Origin of the sequence: Streptomyces sp. SLBN-31 (assembly GCF_006715395.1) — a bacterium.
Taxonomy (GTDB): Bacteria; Actinomycetota; Actinomycetes; order Streptomycetales; family Streptomycetaceae; genus Streptomyces.
This window is the reverse complement of sequence record NZ_VFNC01000001.1, coordinates 1,438,295-1,457,205: the sequence shown is the minus strand read 5'-3', so window position 1 is coordinate 1,457,205 and position 18,911 is coordinate 1,438,295. Positions and strand designations below refer to the sequence as shown.

Here is an 18,911-nt window from a genome sequence, read left to right as displayed (position 1 = left end):
AGCCTGGCCACTGACGTCCGGGCCGTCCCTCACGGGGCGGCCCGGACGTCGCCGTTTTCCGGCAGCGCCCCGCGTCAGGCGTAGGGCAGCCGGACGGTCGAGATGTCTCCGGTGTCCAGCGTGCTGGGGGTGTTGCCCAGGGCGCTCCAGACCCTGACCCTCACCTTTCCGTTCTTCAGGTCGCAGGGGGTGCCGGTCGCGGCGGCCAGTCCGGCACTGTCGGTGTAGTGCTCCCAGCCGGGGAGCGGGTCGGTGGCGAAGTAGCGGTAGGTCTCGACGCGGTCCCATGAGCCCGAGCCGGTGCAGTCGTAGGACAGCTCCATCTGCACCGCGTTGCCGACGGTCCGCCCGGCGTCGACGGCGAGGTCGAACCGGGGGGCGCCTCCGGCGTACTTCAGGTCGACCCCGGAGGTGGTGAAGGTCAGCGGCTTGTACGGGCTGCCGTCGTGGTTGACGCCGTCGGCCGAGGCCACCGTCACGCTGCCCGCGGAACCGGCGGTCCCGGACAGCGTCCCGTCGTCCATCAGGTACAGCGTGGGCGAGGAACCCGTGCCGCCGGACGGCGTGGGGGTCGGAGTCGGGGTGGGCGTCGGGGTCGGCGTGGGCGTCGGGGTCGGCGTGGGCGTCGGGGTCGGGGTGGATCCCGTGCCGCCGGGTGCGCTGCCGCCGCTCCAGGTGTGGGCACCGGCGGTGACCGTCCGGCCCGCGGGCACCCGCACGCTGGTTCCGTCGGAGAAGTGCACGGTGTGGTCGGCGGCGGTCGGGTTGGCTGCGACGTAGGTGCGTTCGCCGTTCTTGGTGAAGACCGCGGTCAGCGGATCGTCGGCGGTGACGGTGGTGTCGACGGTGCCGAGGGCGGCGAGGTTGCGGATCCAGTGGAAGGTGTGGGCCTTGCTCTCGCCCTCCTCCGAGGTGAAGGAGCTGTCGGCGCGGAAGTCGGCCAGGGCCGCGTCGCCGTCGCCGAGGGCGAGGTACTCGTACCAGATGTCGGGCCAGATGCCGGGCCTGGTCTTGCCGGACTGGTCGAGCATCTCCTGGTAATTCGCTTTGACGTAGGCCGGGTTGTCGCCGAGGTAGAGGTGCCCGCCGGTCACCGGGAGCAGGTTGATGCCCTGGATCTGCTCGGGGGCGCTGGAGAACCAGGTGGAGTAGGCGCCGCCGTTGCTCCAGACCATGCCGACCTCCTTGTGCGGGAAGTCGCTCGGGTAGATCTCGTCCTTGGTGTCGAACCAGTAGTCCTGAATGGCGGCGGCCTGCGTGGTGTACATGTAGATGCCCGCGTCCCGGACCGTCTTGTTCCCGGTGGCGGCGCCCCACTGGATGAGCGCGTTGTCGAAGTTCATGCCTTCGGACGAGGACTCCTGGTTGTTGCCAGCGGCAAACGAGCCGTGGCCCGAGGCCCAGTCGTGGCCGGCGTAGATGTCGAAGTCCCGGAGGTAGGGGAAACGTTTGTCCGCACGGTCGTAGTTGTCGGCGTCCCGGATGAGCCGGTCGACCATCCCGCCGTAGTGGTCGGCGTCGGCCCAGGTGGGGTCGAACCGGGCGAGGGTGGCGGCGGCCGCGATGTAGTAGCCGTAGTGGAAGTGGTGGTCGTTCAGCTCCTGGTCGGACCCGTAGGAGGCCGGGTAGCCGATCAGGGTCCCCCACTTGTCGTCGTAGTAGAACAGGTGGCCCGTCTCGTTCTGCGAGGCGGTGAACCAGTCCGTCAGCTTGGACTTGATCGCCGCGAGGGCGGCGTCGCGTACGTCCGTGTTGCCGGTCTGGTCGGCGATCTCCGCCAGGCGCGCGGCGCGGCCGAGGCCCTTGCCGGTCCAGTAGGTGTCGTCGCTCTGCTGCCGGGTCGGGTCGGCCTTCTCCGCGTTCAGGTAGTTCTGCAGGGTGGTGGCGTCGGCCCCGGCATCGTCTGCGACGGCCGGCACCTCGGGGAGCACGCCGTGAAAGACCATCGACGTCGTGAAGGACGTGATGCCGGTGAGCACCTTCAGCGGGCCGCGCGAGGAGATGTACTTCTGCGACAACGGGCTGCCGCCGGCGAGGTTGCGCCACTGGTGCGGCATCAGCGCCGCGACCGTGGCCTTGCCGGTGCCCTCCATGGCGGTGGTGGTGAAGCCGTACTTGGTGGTGACGGTGCTGCTCGCCTCGTCGTACGCGTACGACACCGTGGTCCCGGTGACGTGGTCGTGGGCGTACTCGGCGTACTCGTCCGCCAGCGCGGCCCGGTCGGCGGCCGAGGTGGACGGCGTGGTGGGCAGCACGGCGATCGAGAAGTAGTCCTTGCCCCCGAGCGATGAGGTGAAGGTGGTGCCGGAGCCGTCGACCGACCAGGTGGCGCCGCTCGGGGCGAAAGCCACGTAGTCGTGCCCGGCGATGGTGTAGCCGAGCATCGAACCGGAGCGGGACCACACGGTGGCCGTCGCGCCGGAGGCCACCTTGATCTGGGCGTCGCCGCCGGTCGCCCGGAAGTACGCGAACGGCAGGCCGGAGCCGATGGTCGCCCGCAGCTTGTGCGCGCCGTCGCTCAGGACGGGGCTGACGGTCCAGTCGCTCCAGTCGTCGACCTTCACCTCGGGAGCACCCAGGCCGGCGACTCCGGCCACGAAGTCCTCGGTGTAGTTGAAGTGGTACTCGCCCACGCCCTTGGCGCTGCCGGAGATCGCCGGTGTGGTGCTGTAGGAGAAGCCGAGTCCGCCCGACTGGGCCTTGAAGCCGAGCGGCTGCGCGAACAGCGGCTCACCATAGGCGCAGTTGGTGCGCTTCCACAGGATGGACGACCACCAGTCGTTGGTCGGCACGGCACCTGACGGGGCGTCGGCGGTGACCCAGTGGCGCGGGTTGGTGGACAGGTCCGCGCATCCCGAGGGCAACGGACCGGGGGCGGTGGTGGTGTAACTGCCCGCGCCCACCGTGTCGGCTCTCGCCGCCGCGGAGTCGAAGGCCGCGAGGACCGCGCCGAGCAGGGCGGCGACGGCGAGGAACACCGCGGCTCGCCGCAGGACGGCGGGCCGCGGCGCGGTTCTCGGTGGCTGAGCACTGTCTCTTGCCATGGGGGCCCTTTCAGCAGGGAGGCGAGGCGTGCGAACGACGTGTGCGCAGCGCGACTTTCATATCCCAGGCCACAGCGGGGAGGAGCCCGCGATTGCCGCGCTTGAGAGCGCTCTCAAGCTGGAGAACATAGAGGGGCCCCAAGGAGTCGTCAATACAGAAAGCAGTGATCGTTCAACGACCCGTCACCGACGCGCGCGGGCGGCCGGCCTCATCCGGATGAGGCCGGCCGCCGACGGGTACTCGGACTGGTTCAGCGCTGCAGCGTCAGGACGCCCGGCCGCCAGGGCAGTTGGTCGTAGGGACCGCTCGCCGAGGGGGACTTGCCCTGATAGAGGAGCTGCAGGTTGCAGGGGTCGACGGTCATGGTCTGGTCGGGGTTGTTGCGGACCAGGTCACCGTGGCTGATGTCGTTGGTCCAGGTGGCACCGCTGTTGGCCTTGCCCGCGAAGGGGTTGCTCTCGGTGGCGGCCTGCGGGGTCCACGAACCGTTCAGGCTGGAGGCCGTGAACGAGCGGAAGAAGCGCTGCTCGTTCGCACCCCGGGCCTCGACGATCATGAGGTACTGGTTCTGGCCCTGGACCTTGTAGACCTGGGGCGCCTCGAACAGGTTCTTCGTCGTGTCACTCATGACCGTCGTGTACGAGGAGCCGAAGTTGCCCGGGAAGTTCCCGATCGGCATGCTCGCCCGGTAGATCTTGCCGTTGTCACCGGCGAAGAACAGGTACATGTTCTGGCCGTCACCGATCAGGGTCTGGTCGATCGGCGCGGCGCCCGAGATGCTGCCGGTGAACAGCGGCTGCGGCGCGGACCAGCCGTTGGGGTTGGTGGGGTCGCTCGACGTGCGGTAGATGAACGGCCACGCACCCCACTGGTAGGCCAGCACCCAGATGTTCTTGGGCGCGAAGTAGAAGAGGGTGGGTGCCACCGTGGCCTGGCTCATCCCGGTCTGGCGGGCCGACGCCATGTCCGACCAGTTCGTGAAGGGAGCGAACGCCATCGAGCCGTAGGACGATCCCGAGACGTTCGACGCGTAGACCAGGTGCTTGCCGTTGTAGACCACGTTGGTGAAGTCCTTCAGCGAGACCCACCCGTTCGCCGGCTGCGCCAGCGCACCCGTCGACGTCCACCGGTACGTCGACGGCAGAGCACACGTTCCGTCCGGCGGGGTCGTGGTCCCGGACAGGCCGGTCCACTTCTGGTTGCTGCCGCCGTTGCACGTCCAGATCTGCACCGCCGTGCCGTTGGCCGTTCCGGAGCCCGTGGCCTCCAGGCACAGCCCGGACTCCACACCGACGACCGTGCCGTCGGAGTTCAGCCGCCACTGCTGGTTCGCCCCGCCGGAACAGGTCCAGATCTGCACCCGGGTACCGGCCGTGGTGGCATGGCCCGGAACGTCCAGGCACTTGCCGCCGTACACGGTGAGCTGGTTGCTGTCCGTCAACGTCCACTGCTGGTTGGTACCGCCCCAGCAGTCGTAGAGCTGCAGGTACGTGCCGTCGGTCTGGGCGGCCCCCGGCACATCGAGACACCGGCCGGAACCGACACCGCGCAGGGCGCCGCTGGAAGCCGCCTGAGCCGGGGCGGCGACGAGCATCGCCGCCAGCGCGGCCAGCGCCGCTATCACGGCGGCGAGCACCGTGGACCGATGCCTGCGACTGAACCTCGTTCTGCGCATGGACACTTCCTCAACCTCGAGTGGGCGGTTGCCGTTGAGCACCACCACGGATGGGCCATGTTTGGCGGGGTCATGACATTTGCGACTGAGCGACGTGCACTGTTCGTCGGGTCGAACAAGGGTCGAAGCATCGAGCAACCCGAATGATAGAGAGCCGTTGAACCGCGTCAATACCTCTCGCACGTATCGCCGCGAACATCGAAATCTTTCGAGGCTTTATGCGCTGGTCAGCACACCCCGCGCCGCCCTTTCCGCAGGGCACCGGACATCTCGACTTCCACCGTTGCGGCAATCGCTGAGGCTGTCGAGGTGTCCGGATGATCAACCCGATCCCGAATGTTTCGGAAGTCAATCGGAAATTTCTTCTGCGAGGTGTATTGACGATCCACGGTCAGCCGCCAATCATCCCTGTCTGGGCCATCCATGCTGCACGGCAGACGCACGACCGGCCGCATGACAGAGCCGCACCCCACGTCACCTGCGTCACCTCGTTTCGTTCCGGTGAGGTGCGCACCACATGGGCGGACGACACAGTCCCCCTGCGCTTCCCCCGCACTTCAGTCCATCCGTGATGTCAACCCCGGAGGAACAGTCATGGGCTCGTACGCCCTTCCCAGATCCGTCATCCACCGAAAGACCCGCGCCCTGCGCCTGGCACTGGTCGCCGGCGTCCTCGGTGTGGTCACCGCACTGGCCGTGCCGCCGAACGCGCACGCCGCCGAGACCACGCTCGGTGCCGCGGCGGCACAGAGCGGCCGCTACTTCGGCACCGCCATCGCCTCGGGCAGGTTGGGCGACTCGGCGTACACGTCGATCGCGGCCCGCGAGTTCAACATGGTGACGGCCGAGAACGAGATGAAGATCGACGCCACCGAACCGCAGCGGGGCCAGTTCAACTTCAGCGCCGGCGACCGTGTCTACAACTGGGCGGTCCAGAACGGCAAGCGGGTGCGCGGCCACACACTGGCCTGGCACTCCCAGCAGCCCGGCTGGATGCAGAGCCTCAGCGGCAGCTCACTGCGCCAGGCGATGATCGACCACATCAACGGCGTGATGGGCCACTACAAGGGCAAGATCGCCCAGTGGGACGTCGTGAACGAGGCGTTCGCCGACGGCAGTTCGGGAGGCCGACGGGACTCCAACCTGCAACGCACGGGCAACGACTGGATCGAGGTCGCCTTCCGCACCGCGCGCGCCGCCGACCCGGCCGCCAAGCTCTGCTACAACGACTACAACATCGAGAACTGGACCTGGGCCAAGACCCAGGGCGTGTACAACATGGTCCGGGACTTCAAGCAGCGCGGCGTGCCGATCGACTGCGTCGGGTTCCAGTCGCATTTCAACAGCGGCAGCCCCTACAACAGCAACTTCCGCACCACACTGCAGAATTTCGCCGCTCTCGGCGTCGACGTGGCCATCACCGAACTCGACATCCAGGGCGCCTCGTCCTCGACCTACGCCGCCGTGACCAACGACTGCCTGGCCGTCTCGCGCTGCCTCGGCATCACCGTCTGGGGTGTGCGCGACAGCGACTCCTGGCGCTCCGGTGACACGCCGCTGCTGTTCAACAACGACGGCAGCAAGAAGCCCGCCTACACCGGCGTCCTCAACGCCCTCAACGGCGGCTCCACCACCACACCTCCCCCCACGGGAGGCGGGCAGATCAAGGGCGTCGGCTCGGGCCGCTGCCTGGACGTGCCCAACGCCGCCACCACCGACGGCACGCAGGTCCAGCTGTGGGACTGCAACAGCGCCACCAACCAGCAGTGGACGCTCACCGACGCCGGCGAGCTCAGGGTCTACGGCAACAAGTGCCTGGACGCGGCCGGCACCGGCAACGGCACCAAGGTGCAGATCTACAGCTGCTGGGGCGGCGACAACCAGAAGTGGCGCCTCAACTCCGACGGATCCATCGTCGGCGTCCAGTCCGGTCTCTGCCTCGACGCCGTCGGAGCCGGCACCGCCAACGGCACCCTGATCCAGCTCTACTCCTGCTCGAACGGCAGCAACCAGCACTGGACCCGCTCCTGAGCGAGCCTGCCCCGCCGGGGTCGCCGCCGTGATGGCGGCGACCCCGGCCATCGGCACGCGGAGCCGAAGGGGACCAGCGGGTCAGGCGCCCTTCGCGACCGGTTCCAGGATCGCCACGCACTCCACGTGATGCGTCATCGGGAACAGGTCGAACGCCCGCAGCGTCCGTACCCGGTAGCCGCCCTCCCGGAAGTAGCCCAGGTCGCGGGCCAGGGCCGCCGGGTCGCAGGCGACGTAGGCGATCCTGCGGGCGCCCAGTGAGGAGAGGTGCTCCACCGTGGCGCGGCCGGCGCCCGCCCTCGGCGGGTCCAGGACGATCAGGTCGACCTCGCTGATGCCCGTGCGGGGCAGTACGGTCTCCACCTTGCCCTGCTCGATGCGAACCCGGTCGAAGTCGGCGAGGTTGTGCCGGGCGTCCTCGACGGCCCGCTTGCCGGACTCGATGCCGAGGACCGCGCCCTTGTCGCCGAGGCGGTCGGCGAGGGCGCCGGCGAACAGGCCCACACCGCAGTACAGGTCCAGCGCCATGTCGCCCTTGCGCGGCAACAGGCCCTGCATGACCGCCTTGACGAGGGTGTCGGCGGCCATCGGGTGGACCTGCCAGAAGCCGCCACTGCCCACCCGGTGGGTCCGGCCGTCGGCCCGCTCACGGACGAAGGCGCGGCCGTGGACGCGGTGGATGCCGCCGTCCTTCTCCTCGACGCGCATCACGGAGACGGGCTTGTCCAGCTCGACGAGGGGCAGCCGGGCACCCGGCCGGGGCTCCAGGATCACCATGCGGTCCTGGGAGCCGGTGGCCGCGATCGCCTCGACGGACGCCATCCCGGACCAGTCACGGTCCTCGATGCCCAGCTCGCTCACGCCCGGCGCCGCGATCATGCAGTGCTCGATCGGCTCGACCTCGTGCGAGCGGTGCCGGCGCAGACCGGCGTGCCCGGAGGCGTCCACCGCGTACTGGACCCGCGTGCGCCACTGCGGCACCTCGCCGGCCGGCAGCTTGTCGCCCTCGGCCGGCATCACCGTGCCGTCCCAGCCGGCCTCCTCGGGCGTCAGCCCCGCGAGCCGCCGCAGCTGTTCGGCGATGACCTCGCCCTTGAGCCGGCGCTGGGCCCCGGGCTTGGCGTGCTGCCAGTCGCAGCCGCCGCAGCGACCGGGACCGGCGTAGGGGCAGGGTGCCTCGATGCGGTCCTTGGACGCCTCCAGCACCTCGACGGCGTCCGCGCGCAGGAAGCGCGCGCCCTCCTCGCCCTCGGTCACCCGGGCCACGACCCGCTCGCCGGGCAGCGCGTGCCGGACGAACAGCACCTGGCCGTCGTCGGTGCGCGCGACGCAGTGCCCGCCGTGGGCGACGGGGCCGATCTCGACCTCGTACTCCTCCCCCACCAGCGACTTCTTCTCTTGTGCCTGCATGGTGGGGTGACTCCAGAAATGAGAGAGAACGACGGCCGGACAACAGCCCACCAGTCTACGTGGGTGTCGCCCGGCCGTTGACCGGCGAGGGGGTCAGCCCTTGCCGCCCGAGGTGCCGGAGTGCTCCTTCGGCCGGCCCTGCTCGGCGGGACCGCGCCGCACCGAACCGGGAGCGTTCCACTCCTGGCGCCTGCGGGCCCGCTTCTTCGCCGCCTCGGAGGACTGCAGCTGGTAGGGCACCGAGGTGACCATGATGCCCGGTGTGAACAGCAGGCGGCCCTTGAGCCGGAGCGCGCTCTGGTTGTGCAGCAGGTGCTCGTACCAGTGGCCCACCACGTACTCGGGGATGATCACCGAGACCGCGTCGCGCGGCGACTCCCTGCGCAGCCCCTTGACGTACTCGATGATCGGCCGCGTGATCTCGCGGTACGGCGAGTCCAGCACCTTCAGCGGTACCTCGATGCCGCGCCGCTCCCACTCCTCCTTGAGCAGCTTCGTCTCCGCCGGGTCGACGTTGACGGTGAGCGCCTCCAGGGTGTCGGAGCGCATCAGCTTGGCGTAGGCGAGGGCGCGCAGCGCGGGGCGGTGGATCTTGGAGATCAGTACGACCGAGTGGACGCGGGAGGGGCGCAGGCTGTCGTCGCTCGGGCCCTCGGGGGCGGCGAGCTCCGCGGCCACGCCGTCGTAGTGCTTACGGATGGCCGTCATCGTCGCGTAGAAGATGCACATGCCCAGCAGCGCGACCCATGCACCGTGGGTGAACTTGGTGACGAGGACGACGACCAGCACCAGGCCGGTGAAGAAGGCACCGAAGGTGTTGATGGCGCGCGAGCGCATCATGTGACGGCGCTTGGCCTGGTCCTTCTCGGTGGCGAGGTGGCGGTTCCAGTGGCGGACCATGCCGGTCTGGCTGAGTGTGAAGGACACGAACACGCCGACGATGTACAGCTGGATGAGCCGGGTGGAGTCGGCGCCGTAGATCACCACGAGCAGGGTCGCCGCGCCGGCCAGCAGCACGATGCCGTTGGAGAAGGCGAGGCGGTCGCCGCGGGTGTGCAGCTGGCGGGGCAGGTAGCGGTCCTGGGCGAGGATCGAGCCGAGCACGGGGAAGCCGTTGTAGGCCGTGTTGGCGGCCAGGAACAGCACGAGCGCGGTGGCCGCGGCGAGCACCACGAAGAAGAAGCTGCCCTTGCCGAAGACGGCCTCGGCGACCTGGGTGATCACCGGGTTCTGGACGTAGTCGGCGCCGACCCCCACGCCGTGCTTGAGCAGGTCGGTGGCCGGGTTCTCGGCCATGCGGACCTTGGTGGTCAGGGCGAGGACGATGATCCCGCAGAACATGGTGACGGCGAGCAGGCCCATCGCGGCGAGCGTGGTCGCCGCGTTCTTCGACTTCGGCTTGCGGAACGCCGGGACGCCGTTGGAGATCGCCTCGACACCGGTGAGCGCGGCACAGCCGGAGGAGAAGGCGCGCAGCATCAGGAAGATCAGGGCGAAGCCGGCCAGCCCCTGGTGCTCGGCCTTGATCGTGTACTGGGCGGTCGGCGCGCGCAGGGTGTCGTTCAGCACCAGCCCGCGGAAGGCGCCCCACGCGATCATGATGAAGACGCCGCCGACGAAGACGTACGTCGGGATCGCGAAGAGCTTGCCGGACTCCTTCACGCCGCGCAGGTTCATCAGGGTGAGCAGCACGATCACCCCGACCGCGCACAGCACCTTGTGCTGGACCACGAACGGCACCGCGGAGCCCAGGTTCTCGATGCCGGAGGCGATCGAGACGGCCACGGTGAGGACGTAGTCGACGAGCAGGGCGCTGGCCACGGTCAGCCCCGCCTTGGGGCCGAGGTTGGTGTTCGCCACCTCGTAGTCGCCGCCGCCGCTGGGGTAGGCGTGCACGTTCTGCCGGTAGGAGGCGACCACGGTGAACATCAGCACGACGACCGCGAGGGCGATCCAGGGGCTGAAGTGGTACGCCGACACGCCCGCGATGGACAGGACCAGCAGCACCTCTCCAGGGGCGTAGGCCACGGAGGACAGCGGGTCGGAGGCGAAGACGGGGAGGGCGATGCGCTTCGGCAGGAGCGTTTCACCCAGCCGGTCACTGCGCAGTGCGCGCCCGATCAAGATCCGTTTGGGCACGTCGGTCAGTTTGGACACAACTGAGCATCGTAGGCGTTCGAACGGGTGCGCAACCACCCGCCACCCCCGATCTGCCCACTGGGTGAAATCGAGGACGGCTCCGGCTGCGGATTCCGCAGCTCAGCGGGTCCGCATGCCTATATGACAAACACCGCCCACTTTCCCGGCCGTCGCCGACCTCTGGAGGTTTCATGCACGCCCCCGCAGAACTGATCGGCGCCGTCGCGACCCTCGTGGGCCTCGGATTCCTGACACTTGCGAGCGTCCGCAGCATCGGCCGTCGCTGAGATCACGGACATGACAGCAACCGTGCACGGGGCTCCCGGCGTCGTACCGCGCGTGTGTAGCTTGGGCGTCGGTCTGAGACCCTGATGCCGAGCAGTAGTTTTTGGACATTCGGAAGGACGGTCGTGCACATCGTCATCATGGGCTGCGGAAGAGTGGGTTCCGCTCTGGCCCAGACATTGGAGCAACAGGGGCACACGGTCGCCGTGATCGACCAGGACCCCACCGCCTTCCGCCGCCTCGGCCCGGGCTTCGGCGGCCGCCGGGTCACCGGCGTCGGCTTCGACCAGGACACCCTGCGCGAGGCCGGCATCGAGGAGGCCGGCGCCTTCGCCGCCGTCTCCAGCGGCGACAACTCCAACATCATCGCGGCGCGCGTCGCCCGCGAGATGTTCGGCGTGGAGAACGTCGCGGCCCGGATCTACGACCCCCGCCGTGCGGAGGTCTACCAGCGCCTGGGCATCCCGACCGTGGCGACCGTCCGCTGGACGGCCGACCAGATGCTGCGCCGGCTGCTCCCCTCGGGCGCCGAGCCGCTGTGGCGCGACCCGACCGGCGGAGTACAGCTCGCCGAGGTGCACGCCTCCGCCGCCTGGGTCGGTCACAAGATCAGCAAGCTGCAGGAGGAGACGGGCATCCGCGTGGCGTTCCTGACCCGCCTCGGCGAGGCGATCCTGCCCACCTCGCAGACGGTGCTGCAGGAGGGCGACCTGGTGCACGTGATGATGCGCACCGACGAGGTCGACAAGGTCGAGGCGTCCTTCGCCAAGGGTCCCGAAGAGGAGGGCGGTCACTGATGAGGGTCGCCATTGCCGGTGCTGGCGCGGTGGGTCGCTCGATCGCGGGCGAACTGCTGGAGAACGGTCACGAGGTCCTGCTCGTCGACAAGGCGCCGACCGCCATCTCGGTCGAGCGCGTCCCCCAGGCGGAGTGGCTGCTGGCCGACGCCTGCGAGATCACGTCCCTGGACGAGGCGGCGCTCCAGCGCTGCAACGTCGTCATCGCGGCGACGGGCGACGACAAGGTCAACCTGGTCGTGTCCCTACTGGCGAAGACGGAGTACGGCGTCCCGCGCGTCGTGGCCCGGGTGAACAACCCCAAGAACGAGTGGCTCTTCAACGAGTCCTGGGGCGTGGACGTCGCCGTCTCCACCCCTCGCCTGATGTCGGCCCTGGTCGAGGAGGCGGTGAGCGTCGGCGACCTGGTCCGCCTCCTGCGCTTCAGCCACGGCGACGCCAACCTCGTGGAACTGACCCTCCCGGAGGAGTCGGCCCTGGCCGGCACCCAGGTCGGCGACGTGGAGTGGCCGGAGGACACCTCCCTGGTCACGATCATCCGAGGCACCCGGGTCCTCACCCCGTCCCGCGACGACTCCCTGGAACCGGGCGACGAGCTGCTGTTCGTCGCCGCCCAGGCCCGCGAGGAACAACTGGAGGACCTGCTGTCGGTCCGCCGCGAGGACGTCACGGACTAGCGGCTGTGCACTACGACAGGAAAGGGCGCCCCCTGATCAGGGGGCGCCCTTTCCCACTCAGCCCGTCCGGGGGTACCCCCTCTGGGGGAGTTTGAGGACGAGGCCCACAGGGCCGACAGCGGGGGCCTGGGGGCGGCAGCCCCCAGCAACGCCCACCGAGACGCCGAGCTCAGACCTCCCGACGGTGCCGACCCCCCGCCGCCTCAGCCTTCTCCGCCTCCGCAGCGGCCGCCTCCTCCGCCTCCATCTCCGCGAACACGTCGATCGGCGCGGGCGCCTTCGCCAGGAAGACCCACGTCAGCCAGACCGCCAGCAGGAACGGCGGAATCTTCAACGCGACGAGCACCCAGCCCAGTTGCGCGGTGTTGGCCCACCAGTACAGCGGGAAGAGGATCGCGCACTTGGCCAGCAGGATCAGGCCCCAGGCCCAACTGGCCTTGGCGTACGCCTTCTTGCGGCCGGGGTTGCGGGTGCGCCAGGAGAGGTTCTCCTTGAAGACCGGGCCGAGGATCAGACCGATCAGGGGGACACCGCACAGGGTCGTGACGATGTACGCCAGCGCCAGGCCCAGGGTGTAGAGCATGCCGGGGAGGTAGAAGTCCTTGGCGTTGCCGGTCATCATCGCGAACACGACACCGAACGCGACGCCGAAGACGCCGCTGAACGCGTGCTTGACGGTGTCCCGCATGATCAGTCGGACCACCACGAGCAGCAGGGACACGGCGAGGGCGGCGATGGCCGACCAGTGCAGGTCCTTGTTGATCGTGAAGATGGTGACGAAGAGCAGGCCGGGCAGCACCGTCTCGACCATGCCCCGCACTCCGCCGAACGCCTCGAACAGGGCGGCCTCGGTGACCGCCCGCGCGTCGTCGGCTTGAGTGTCTTCGGTCGGCTTGTCGAGCGACGTCACCGGCTACTCCCGTCCGAGGGGTCTCAGTTCGTATTTCGGATTGAACAGCACCCGGCGGCCCCGGCTCATTGAGATCCGGCCCGATGCGATCAGTCTGCGCCCGGGCTCTATCCCGACGATGGAACGCCGCCCGAGCCACACCACGTCCAGCGCGGCGGAGCCGTCGAAGAGCTCGGCCTCCAGGGCCGGGACGCCCGCACGCGGCCGCAGGGTGACCGTGCGCAAGGTACCAGTAACCGTGACGATCTGTCGGTCGTGGCAGTCACCGATCCGCGTGCATCCCGCCGTCTCGGCATCCTCCCGCAGCTCCTCGGACTCCAGGTCCTCCTGCGAGGAGGAGAGCCGGTCGAGCATGCGCCGGAACCGGCCCACCGGCTTTTCGGAACGAGGAACAGCACTCATATCTGAAGCGTACCGGGGTGCACTGACACCTTCGTACCCGCGGGGCGACGCCCCGAACCCGGGCCGGTTCCCGCCCCGGGTCCGCAGCTGCTACTTCTCGAACCGGTAACCCATGCCCGGTTCGGTGATGAAATGCCGGGGATGTGACGGATCAGACTCGAGCTTCCGGCGCAGCTGCGCCATGTACACCCGCAGGTAGTTGGTCTCCGTCCCGTACGACGGCCCCCACACCTCCTGCAACAGCTGTCGCTGGCCGACCAGCCGTCCCGTGTTGCGGACCAGCACCTCCAGCAGATGCCATTCCGTGGGGGTCAGCCGGACGTCCCTGCCGCCGCGGTTGACCTTCTTGGCGGCCAGGTCGACGGTGAAAGCCTCGGTCTCCACGGTCGTGACCTCGTCCTCGCCGGCCCCGACGGGCTCGGCGCGGCGGACGGCGGCGCGCAGGCGGGCGAGGAGCTCGTCCATGCCGAAGGGCTTGGTGACGTAGTCGTCGGCGCCCGCGTCGAGGGCCTCGACCTTCTCGTCGGAGGTGTGCCGGGCGGAGAGCACCAGGATCGGCACCCGGGTCCAGCCGCGCAGGCCGCGGATGACGTCGACGCCGTCCATGTCGGGCAGGCCGAGGTCCAGGACGACCACGTCGGGGTGGCGGGCGGCGGCGAGCCGGAGGGCGGTGGCGCCGTCGTGCGCCGCGTCGACCTCGTACTCGCGCGCCCTGAGGTTGATCACTAGGGCGCGCACGATCTGCGGCTCGTCGTCGATCACGAGCACCCGGGTCATGTGGCCTGCCTTTCCGGCTGTTCCTGCGGCGGCGGTACGGGCTGCGGTGCCTGCGGTGCCTGCGGTGCCTGCGCACGCAGGGTGAGGACCATGGTGAGCCCGCCGCCGGGGGTGTCCTCGGCCTCGAGGGTGCCGCCCATGGCCTCGGCGAAGCCGCGGGCGACCGCGAGGCCGAGGCCCACGCCGGTGCCGCGCGGGGCGTCGCCGTGGCGTTGGAAGGGCGCGAAGATGCGTTCCTTGGCCTCGTCGGGGACGCCGGGGCCGCGGTCGACGACCCGGACCTCGACCCGGTCGGCGAGGGCGCTGGCGGCGACCAGCACCGGCTTGCCCGGCGGGCTGTACTTGACGGCGTTCTCCACCAGGTTGGCCATCGACCGTTCGAGGAGACCGGCGTCGACGGCGACCATGGGCAGGGTCTCCGGGACGTCCAGCCGGACACCGTCCTGGTCCACGCCGACCAGCGCCATCGGCACCACCTCGTCGAGGTCGACCTCGCGGATCAGCGGGGTGACCGTGCCGGTCTGCAGGCGGGACATGTCGAGGAGGTTGCCGACGAGGTGGTCGAGGCGGTCGGCGCCCTCCTCGATGCCCTCCAGCAGCTCCGCCCGGTCCTCCTCGGACCAGGCCACGTCGTCCGAGCGCAGGGACGACACGGCGGCCTTGATCCCGGCGAGCGGGGTGCGCAGGTCGTGGCTGACGGCGGCGAGGAGGGCCGTGCGGATCCGGTTGCCCTCGGCCAGCGCGCGGGCCCGGTCGGCCTCCTCCAGCAGGCGCCTGCGGTCCAGTACGACGGCGGCCTGCGCGGCGAACGCGGCCAGCACCCGGCGGTCCTCGGCGGGCAGCACGCGCCCGGTCAGCGCGAGGGCGATGTGGTCGCCGACCGCCACGTCCACGTCGGCCTCCTCCGGCCGTCCCACCGGCGGTCCGACGCCGGCCCGGCCCGCGCAGGTCCAGGGGTCGTGGTCGCCGGACCGCTCCAGCAGGGCCGCGGACTCCATCCCGAAGGTCTCGCGGACCCGCTCCAGCAGCTCCTCCAGGCCGGTCTCGCCGCGCAGCACGTTGCCCGCGAGGAAGGACAGGATCTCCGACTCGGCGCGCAGCCGGGCCGCCTGGTGGGTGCGGCGGGCGGCGAGGTCGACGACCGAGGCGACGGAGGCCCCGACGGCCACGAAGATGACGATGGCGACGATGTTCTTGGGGTCGGCGATGGTCCAGCGGTGCAGGGGCGGTGTGTAGAAGTAGTTCAGGAGCAGCGAGCCCACCGCCGCGGAGGCCAGCGCGGGCAGCAGGCCGCCGAGCAGCGCCGCCGCGACCGTCACCGACAGGAACAGCAGCATGTCGTTGGCGAGGCCGAGGTGGACGGTGTAGAGCAGCACGGCCATGATCGCGGGGCCGGCCACTCCGACCGCCCAGCCCCCGATGATCCGGGACCGTCCCAGCCGCGCGCCGCGCGCCACGGGCAGCCCGCGCCCCTTGCCGGCCTCGTCGTGCGTGATGAGGTGGACGTCGATGTCGGTACCGGAGTCCCGGGCGACGGTGGCGCCGACGCCGGGCCCGAAGACGTACTGCCAGCTCTTGCGGCGCGAGACGCCGAGCACGATCTGGGTGGCGTTGACCCCGCGGGCGAAGGCGAGCAGGGCGGCCGGTATGTCGTCGCCGACGACGTGGTGGAAGGTGCCGCCCAGGTCCTCGACGAGGGTGCGCTGGACGGCCAGTTCGTCGGGCGAGGCGGACGTCAGGCCGTCGCTGCTGGCTATGTAGACCGCCAGTACCTCGCCGCCCGCGCCCTTCTCGGCCAGCCGCGCGGCCCTGCGGATCAGCGTGCGTCCTTCCGGGCCGCCGGTCAGCCCGACCACGATCCGCTCCCGCGAACCCCAGATCCTCGACACCCGGTGCTCGCTGCGGTAGCGCTGGAGGTACTCGTCGACCCGGTCGGCGACCCAGAGCAGCGCCAGCTCGCGCAGGGCGGTGAGGTTGCCGGGCCGGAAGTAGTTGGACAGGGCCGCGTCGACCTTGTCCGAGGTGTAGATGTTGCCGTGCGCCATACGGCGGCGCAGGGCCTCGGGGGACATGTCGACCAACTCGATCTGGTCGGCCCTGCGCACCACCTCGTCCGGCACGGTCTCCCGCTGCCGTACGCCGGTGATGGACTCGACGACGTCGCCGAGTGACTCCAGGTGCTGGATGTTGACGGTGGAGACGACGTCGATGCCGGCCGCGAGGAATTCCTCCACGTCCTGCCAGCGCTTGCGGTTGCGGGAGCCGGGAACGTTGGTGTGGGCGAGCTCGTCCACGAGGGCGACGGCGGGTGCGCGGCGCAGCACGGCGTCGACGTCCATCTCGGTGAAGACGGCCCGGCGGTGCTCCAGCTCGCGGCGCTCCACCTGCTCCAGGCCGTGCAGCAGCACCTCGGTGCTCGGCCGGCCGTGGTGCTCCACGAAGGCCACCACGCAGTCGGTGCCGCGTTCGACGCGCCGGTGCGCCTCGGAGAGCATGGCGTAGGTCTTGCCGACGCCGGGTGCCGCACCGAGGTAGATCCGAAGCTTGCCGCGTCCCATGGCCTCATTGTCTTCCGGTCACTGTCGCCCACGCAGCGTCGACCTTACGGCCAACAATCGCGGCATATCGTTCCGTGACCGGCCAGGAGGCCGTCTTTGACGCGACTCTGACGCGCGGTGCCTCAGTGCTCGACGATCTCGCCGTCGCTCAGCTCCAGCACCCGGTCGGCGAGGTCGAGCAGGGTGGCGTCATGCGTGGCGACCAGCGCGGTGACGTTCTCGCTGTGGACGACGGCGCGCAGGAGCTCCATGACGGCGTGCCCGGTCTCGGCGTCGAGCTGGCCAGTGGGCTCGTCGGCGATGAGCAGCGCGGGACTGTTGGCGAGGGCGCGGGCGATGGCGACCCGCTGCTGCTGGCCGCCGGAGAGCTCGCCGGGCCGCTGCCCGGCGTGGTCGGCGAGGCCCACCAGGGCGAGCAGCAGTTCGACGCGTTCCTCGCGCTCGCGCACCTCGGTCCGGCGCAGCCGCATGGGGACGCCGACGTTCTCGGCGGCGGTGAGGATGGGGATGAGCCCGAAGGACTGGAAGACGAAGCCGATGCGGTCCCGGCGCAGGGCCAGCAGCCCGTCCTCGCCGAGCTCCGCCAGGTCGAGGCCGTCGACGACGATCCTGCCCTCGTCGGGTGCGTCGAGGCCGCCGACGATGTTGAGGAGCGTGGTCTTGCCCGAGCCCGAGCGGCCCTTGAGGGCGACGAGTTCGCCACGCGGGATGTCGAGGGAGACGCCGCGCAGCGCGTGCACGGCGGCGGCTCCGCGCCCGTAGGTCTTGTGGACGTTCTCGACGCGCACCATGGTCTCGGTGACCACCTGGCTGCCCATGTCTTCTCCCCCGTCGGACCGGGCGCCAGTATCGCCGCCGGCGCCCGGCCGATCAACGGGTTCAGGCGGGGTTGTCGCCGTGGGTGAGGGTCTCCCAGGCGACGAAGAGGTTGTTGCTGCCGGCCGGGCGCTGCTGCTGGGTCAGCGTCTGGGTGTTGGTCATGGCGATGCCCAGCCGGTTGTGCAGGGCGTTGTAGCCGACCTCGGTGACGGGACCGAGGCCGAGGTTCAGCGATCCGCCGCACAGCCAGCTAGGGACGGCCGCGCCGAGCTGGTACTTGGACTGGAAGCCGAGGGCCTGGCGCAGCCGTTCGCCGACGTCGGTGCCGTACAGGTCCTGGCCCTGGATGCGGCTGGTCTCGGCGATGTGGGAGATCGCGGAGATGCCGTACCCGGTGTGGGTGAGGTCGCGGCAGGTCTCCTGGGTGAGGCCGGTGACGAAGGTGGACTGCCCCTGCCAGTAGTTGACGATCTTCGCCTTGGTGTCGAGGTTCTGGCTGGGGACGGTCTTGGGCAGGTCGCCGTCGGAGGAGAGGTAGACGTAGGCGGCGGTGCGGGTGCGGAACTTCGCCATGGCCCTGTCGTAGGAGGTTCTGTCCTCCAGGAAGACGGAGATGCCGACGGCGGCCTCCATCATCGACAGCTCCCAGTTGCCGTTGGAGTGGGAGCCGTTGATCACCTCGGGGAGGTAGACGTCGCGGAGCATGGTCGCGAAGCGCCCGGAGTTCGCCCAGCCCCCGGGGTAGGTGTACTTGATGATCTCGGCCGCCTTGGGCCAGGAGGAGCCGGCCCAGCCGGTCTGCAGGGGGGCGTTGCTGTTGGTGTGCTCCTTGAGCACGGCGGACCAGGCGTCCATCAGCTGGATCGACTTCCTGGCGTACCGGTCGTCGCGGGTGATGTACCAGGCGAGGGCGTCGGTGTAGGCCGCGATCGCGTCCTGGCGCTCGTCCGTGCAGCCGTAGTCGGGGTTGGAGTAGGAGCCGCACTCGACCGTGGCCCGTGGTTTCGGCGTGCGGTTCAGGTCGGCGTACTTGCTCGCCATCATCTGGTCGAAGGCGCCCTTCCAGGGCTGGGCGCCGGAGTCGACCTTGCCGCGGGCGAAGTCCAGTTGGGCGGCTGAGACGGTGACGCCGGGGTGGACGAAGGTGGCGGGGGCGGCGTCGGCGTGGCGCGCGGCCGGCCAGGCAATCATGCCCACGACAAGGGCGGAGACGGATGCGAGGAGAGCGGTTCTGCGCATACGTGGGGGGCCTTCCGTTCTCGTATATGAACGCGAAGCGCCTTTATGAACAGACGCGTTGGCGAGACGGTAGGTACAGACCAATGGGTCGTCAAGGGGTCACGCACATGAAAGAGCCGCACCCCGAAGGGTGCGGCTCCCGTACTG

General features: G+C 69.8%; 13 protein-coding genes. 3 read left to right on the top strand and 10 right to left on the bottom strand.

Annotated elements, in window-relative coordinates; translation table 11 throughout:
• Nucleotides 1–74: 74 nt before the first annotated feature.
• The gene (locus tag FBY22_RS06755; RefSeq protein ID WP_142143195.1) at nucleotides 75–3,044 is read right to left on the bottom strand and encodes a glycosyl hydrolase; all 2,970 of its coding nucleotides are present in this window, start codon (nucleotides 3,042–3,044) and stop codon (nucleotides 75–77) included.
• 251 nt (nucleotides 3,045–3,295) lie between these two features.
• Entirely contained in the window at nucleotides 3,296–4,720 is a 1,425-nt protein-coding gene (locus FBY22_RS06750) for a non-reducing end alpha-L-arabinofuranosidase family hydrolase (RefSeq protein ID WP_142143193.1), read from the bottom strand.
• A gap of 594 nt (nucleotides 4,721–5,314) precedes the next feature.
• Between FBY22_RS06750 and FBY22_RS06745 the strand changes: the two genes are divergently transcribed.
• The gene (locus FBY22_RS06745; RefSeq protein WP_142143191.1) at nucleotides 5,315–6,751 is read left to right on the top strand and encodes an endo-1,4-beta-xylanase; all 1,437 of its coding nucleotides are present in this window, start codon (nucleotides 5,315–5,317) and stop codon (nucleotides 6,749–6,751) included.
• A gap of 81 nt (nucleotides 6,752–6,832) precedes the next feature.
• Here FBY22_RS06745 and FBY22_RS06740 read toward each other — a convergent pair whose 3' ends face one another.
• Complete coding sequence (locus FBY22_RS06740; RefSeq protein WP_142143189.1) at nucleotides 6,833–8,161, bottom strand: class I SAM-dependent RNA methyltransferase; 1,329 nt, start codon at nucleotides 8,159–8,161, stop codon at nucleotides 6,833–6,835.
• Nucleotides 8,162–8,254: 93 nt separating this feature from the next.
• Complete coding sequence (locus tag FBY22_RS06735; RefSeq protein WP_142143187.1) at nucleotides 8,255–10,318, bottom strand: APC family permease; 2,064 nt, start codon at nucleotides 10,316–10,318, stop codon at nucleotides 8,255–8,257.
• Nucleotides 10,319–10,710: 392 nt separating this feature from the next.
• On the opposite strand from FBY22_RS06735, the gene FBY22_RS06730 reads away from it, so the two are divergent.
• Both FBY22_RS06730 and FBY22_RS06725 read left to right on the top strand, forming a co-directional pair.
• Nucleotides 10,711–11,382, top strand: coding sequence for a TrkA family potassium uptake protein (locus tag FBY22_RS06730; protein WP_142143186.1), 672 nt, complete (start codon nucleotides 10,711–10,713; stop codon nucleotides 11,380–11,382).
• Nucleotides 11,382–12,059 carry a TrkA family potassium uptake protein gene (locus FBY22_RS06725; protein WP_058922491.1) on the top strand — a complete coding sequence of 226 codons (678 nt, stop codon included), beginning with the start codon at nucleotides 11,382–11,384 and terminating at the stop codon, nucleotides 12,057–12,059. Before FBY22_RS06730 ends, FBY22_RS06725 begins: the two co-directional genes overlap by 1 nt.
• A gap of 169 nt (nucleotides 12,060–12,228) precedes the next feature.
• Here the strand turns inward: FBY22_RS06725 and FBY22_RS06720 are convergent, their stop codons facing one another.
• The 6 genes from FBY22_RS06720 to FBY22_RS06695 all read right to left on the bottom strand — a co-directional run bounded on the left by FBY22_RS06720 (nucleotide 12,229) and on the right by FBY22_RS06695 (nucleotide 18,764).
• Complete coding sequence (locus FBY22_RS06720) at nucleotides 12,229–12,969, bottom strand: DUF3159 domain-containing protein (protein WP_142143184.1); 741 nt, start codon at nucleotides 12,967–12,969, stop codon at nucleotides 12,229–12,231.
• Nucleotides 12,970–12,972: 3 nt separating this feature from the next.
• A complete protein-coding gene (locus FBY22_RS06715; RefSeq protein ID WP_142143182.1) occupies nucleotides 12,973–13,371 on the bottom strand; it encodes an OB-fold nucleic acid binding domain-containing protein in 399 nt (132 codons plus the stop codon).
• A 90-nt stretch (nucleotides 13,372–13,461) separates the two neighbouring features.
• Nucleotides 13,462–14,148: a response regulator gene (locus tag FBY22_RS06710; RefSeq protein ID WP_142143180.1), complete on the bottom strand. Its 687-nt coding sequence runs from the start codon at nucleotides 14,146–14,148 to the stop codon at nucleotides 13,462–13,464.
• The gene (locus FBY22_RS06705; protein WP_142143178.1) at nucleotides 14,145–16,706 is read right to left on the bottom strand and encodes a sensor histidine kinase KdpD; all 2,562 of its coding nucleotides are present in this window, start codon (nucleotides 16,704–16,706) and stop codon (nucleotides 14,145–14,147) included. Before FBY22_RS06705 ends, FBY22_RS06710 begins: the two co-directional genes overlap by 4 nt.
• A 122-nt stretch (nucleotides 16,707–16,828) precedes the next feature.
• Nucleotides 16,829–17,524, bottom strand: coding sequence for an ABC transporter ATP-binding protein (locus tag FBY22_RS06700; protein ID WP_142143176.1), 696 nt, complete (start codon nucleotides 17,522–17,524; stop codon nucleotides 16,829–16,831).
• 61 nt (nucleotides 17,525–17,585) lie between these two features.
• Nucleotides 17,586–18,764 carry an alginate lyase family protein gene (locus FBY22_RS06695; protein WP_142143174.1) on the bottom strand — a complete coding sequence of 393 codons (1,179 nt, stop codon included), beginning with the start codon at nucleotides 18,762–18,764 and terminating at the stop codon, nucleotides 17,586–17,588.
• Nucleotides 18,765–18,911 lie beyond the last annotated feature (147 nt).

Bases quoted from the DNA above. Each gene is read 5' to 3' on its own strand.
- FBY22_RS06750 (WP_142143193.1), bottom strand. From the start codon at position 4,720: ATGCGCAGAACGAGGTTCAGTCGCAGGCATCGGTCCACGGTGCTCGCC.
- FBY22_RS06705 (WP_142143178.1), bottom strand. From the start codon at position 16,706: ATGGGACGCGGCAAGCTTCGGATCTACCTCGGTGCGGCACCCGGCGTC.
- FBY22_RS06695 (WP_142143174.1), bottom strand. From the start codon at position 18,764: ATGCGCAGAACCGCTCTCCTCGCATCCGTCTCCGCCCTTGTCGTGGGC.
- FBY22_RS06745 (WP_142143191.1), top strand. From the start codon at position 5,315: ATGGGCTCGTACGCCCTTCCCAGATCCGTCATCCACCGAAAGACCCGC.
- FBY22_RS06710 (WP_142143180.1), bottom strand. From the start codon at position 14,148: ATGACCCGGGTGCTCGTGATCGACGACGAGCCGCAGATCGTGCGCGCC.
- FBY22_RS06715 (WP_142143182.1), bottom strand. From the start codon at position 13,371: ATGAGTGCTGTTCCTCGTTCCGAAAAGCCGGTGGGCCGGTTCCGGCGC.
- FBY22_RS06700 (WP_142143176.1), bottom strand. From the start codon at position 17,524: ATGGGCAGCCAGGTGGTCACCGAGACCATGGTGCGCGTCGAGAACGTC.
- FBY22_RS06740 (WP_142143189.1), bottom strand. From the start codon at position 8,161: ATGCAGGCACAAGAGAAGAAGTCGCTGGTGGGGGAGGAGTACGAGGTC.
- FBY22_RS06755 (WP_142143195.1), bottom strand. From the start codon at position 3,044: ATGGCAAGAGACAGTGCTCAGCCACCGAGAACCGCGCCGCGGCCCGCC.
- FBY22_RS06725 (WP_058922491.1), top strand. From the start codon at position 11,382: ATGAGGGTCGCCATTGCCGGTGCTGGCGCGGTGGGTCGCTCGATCGCG.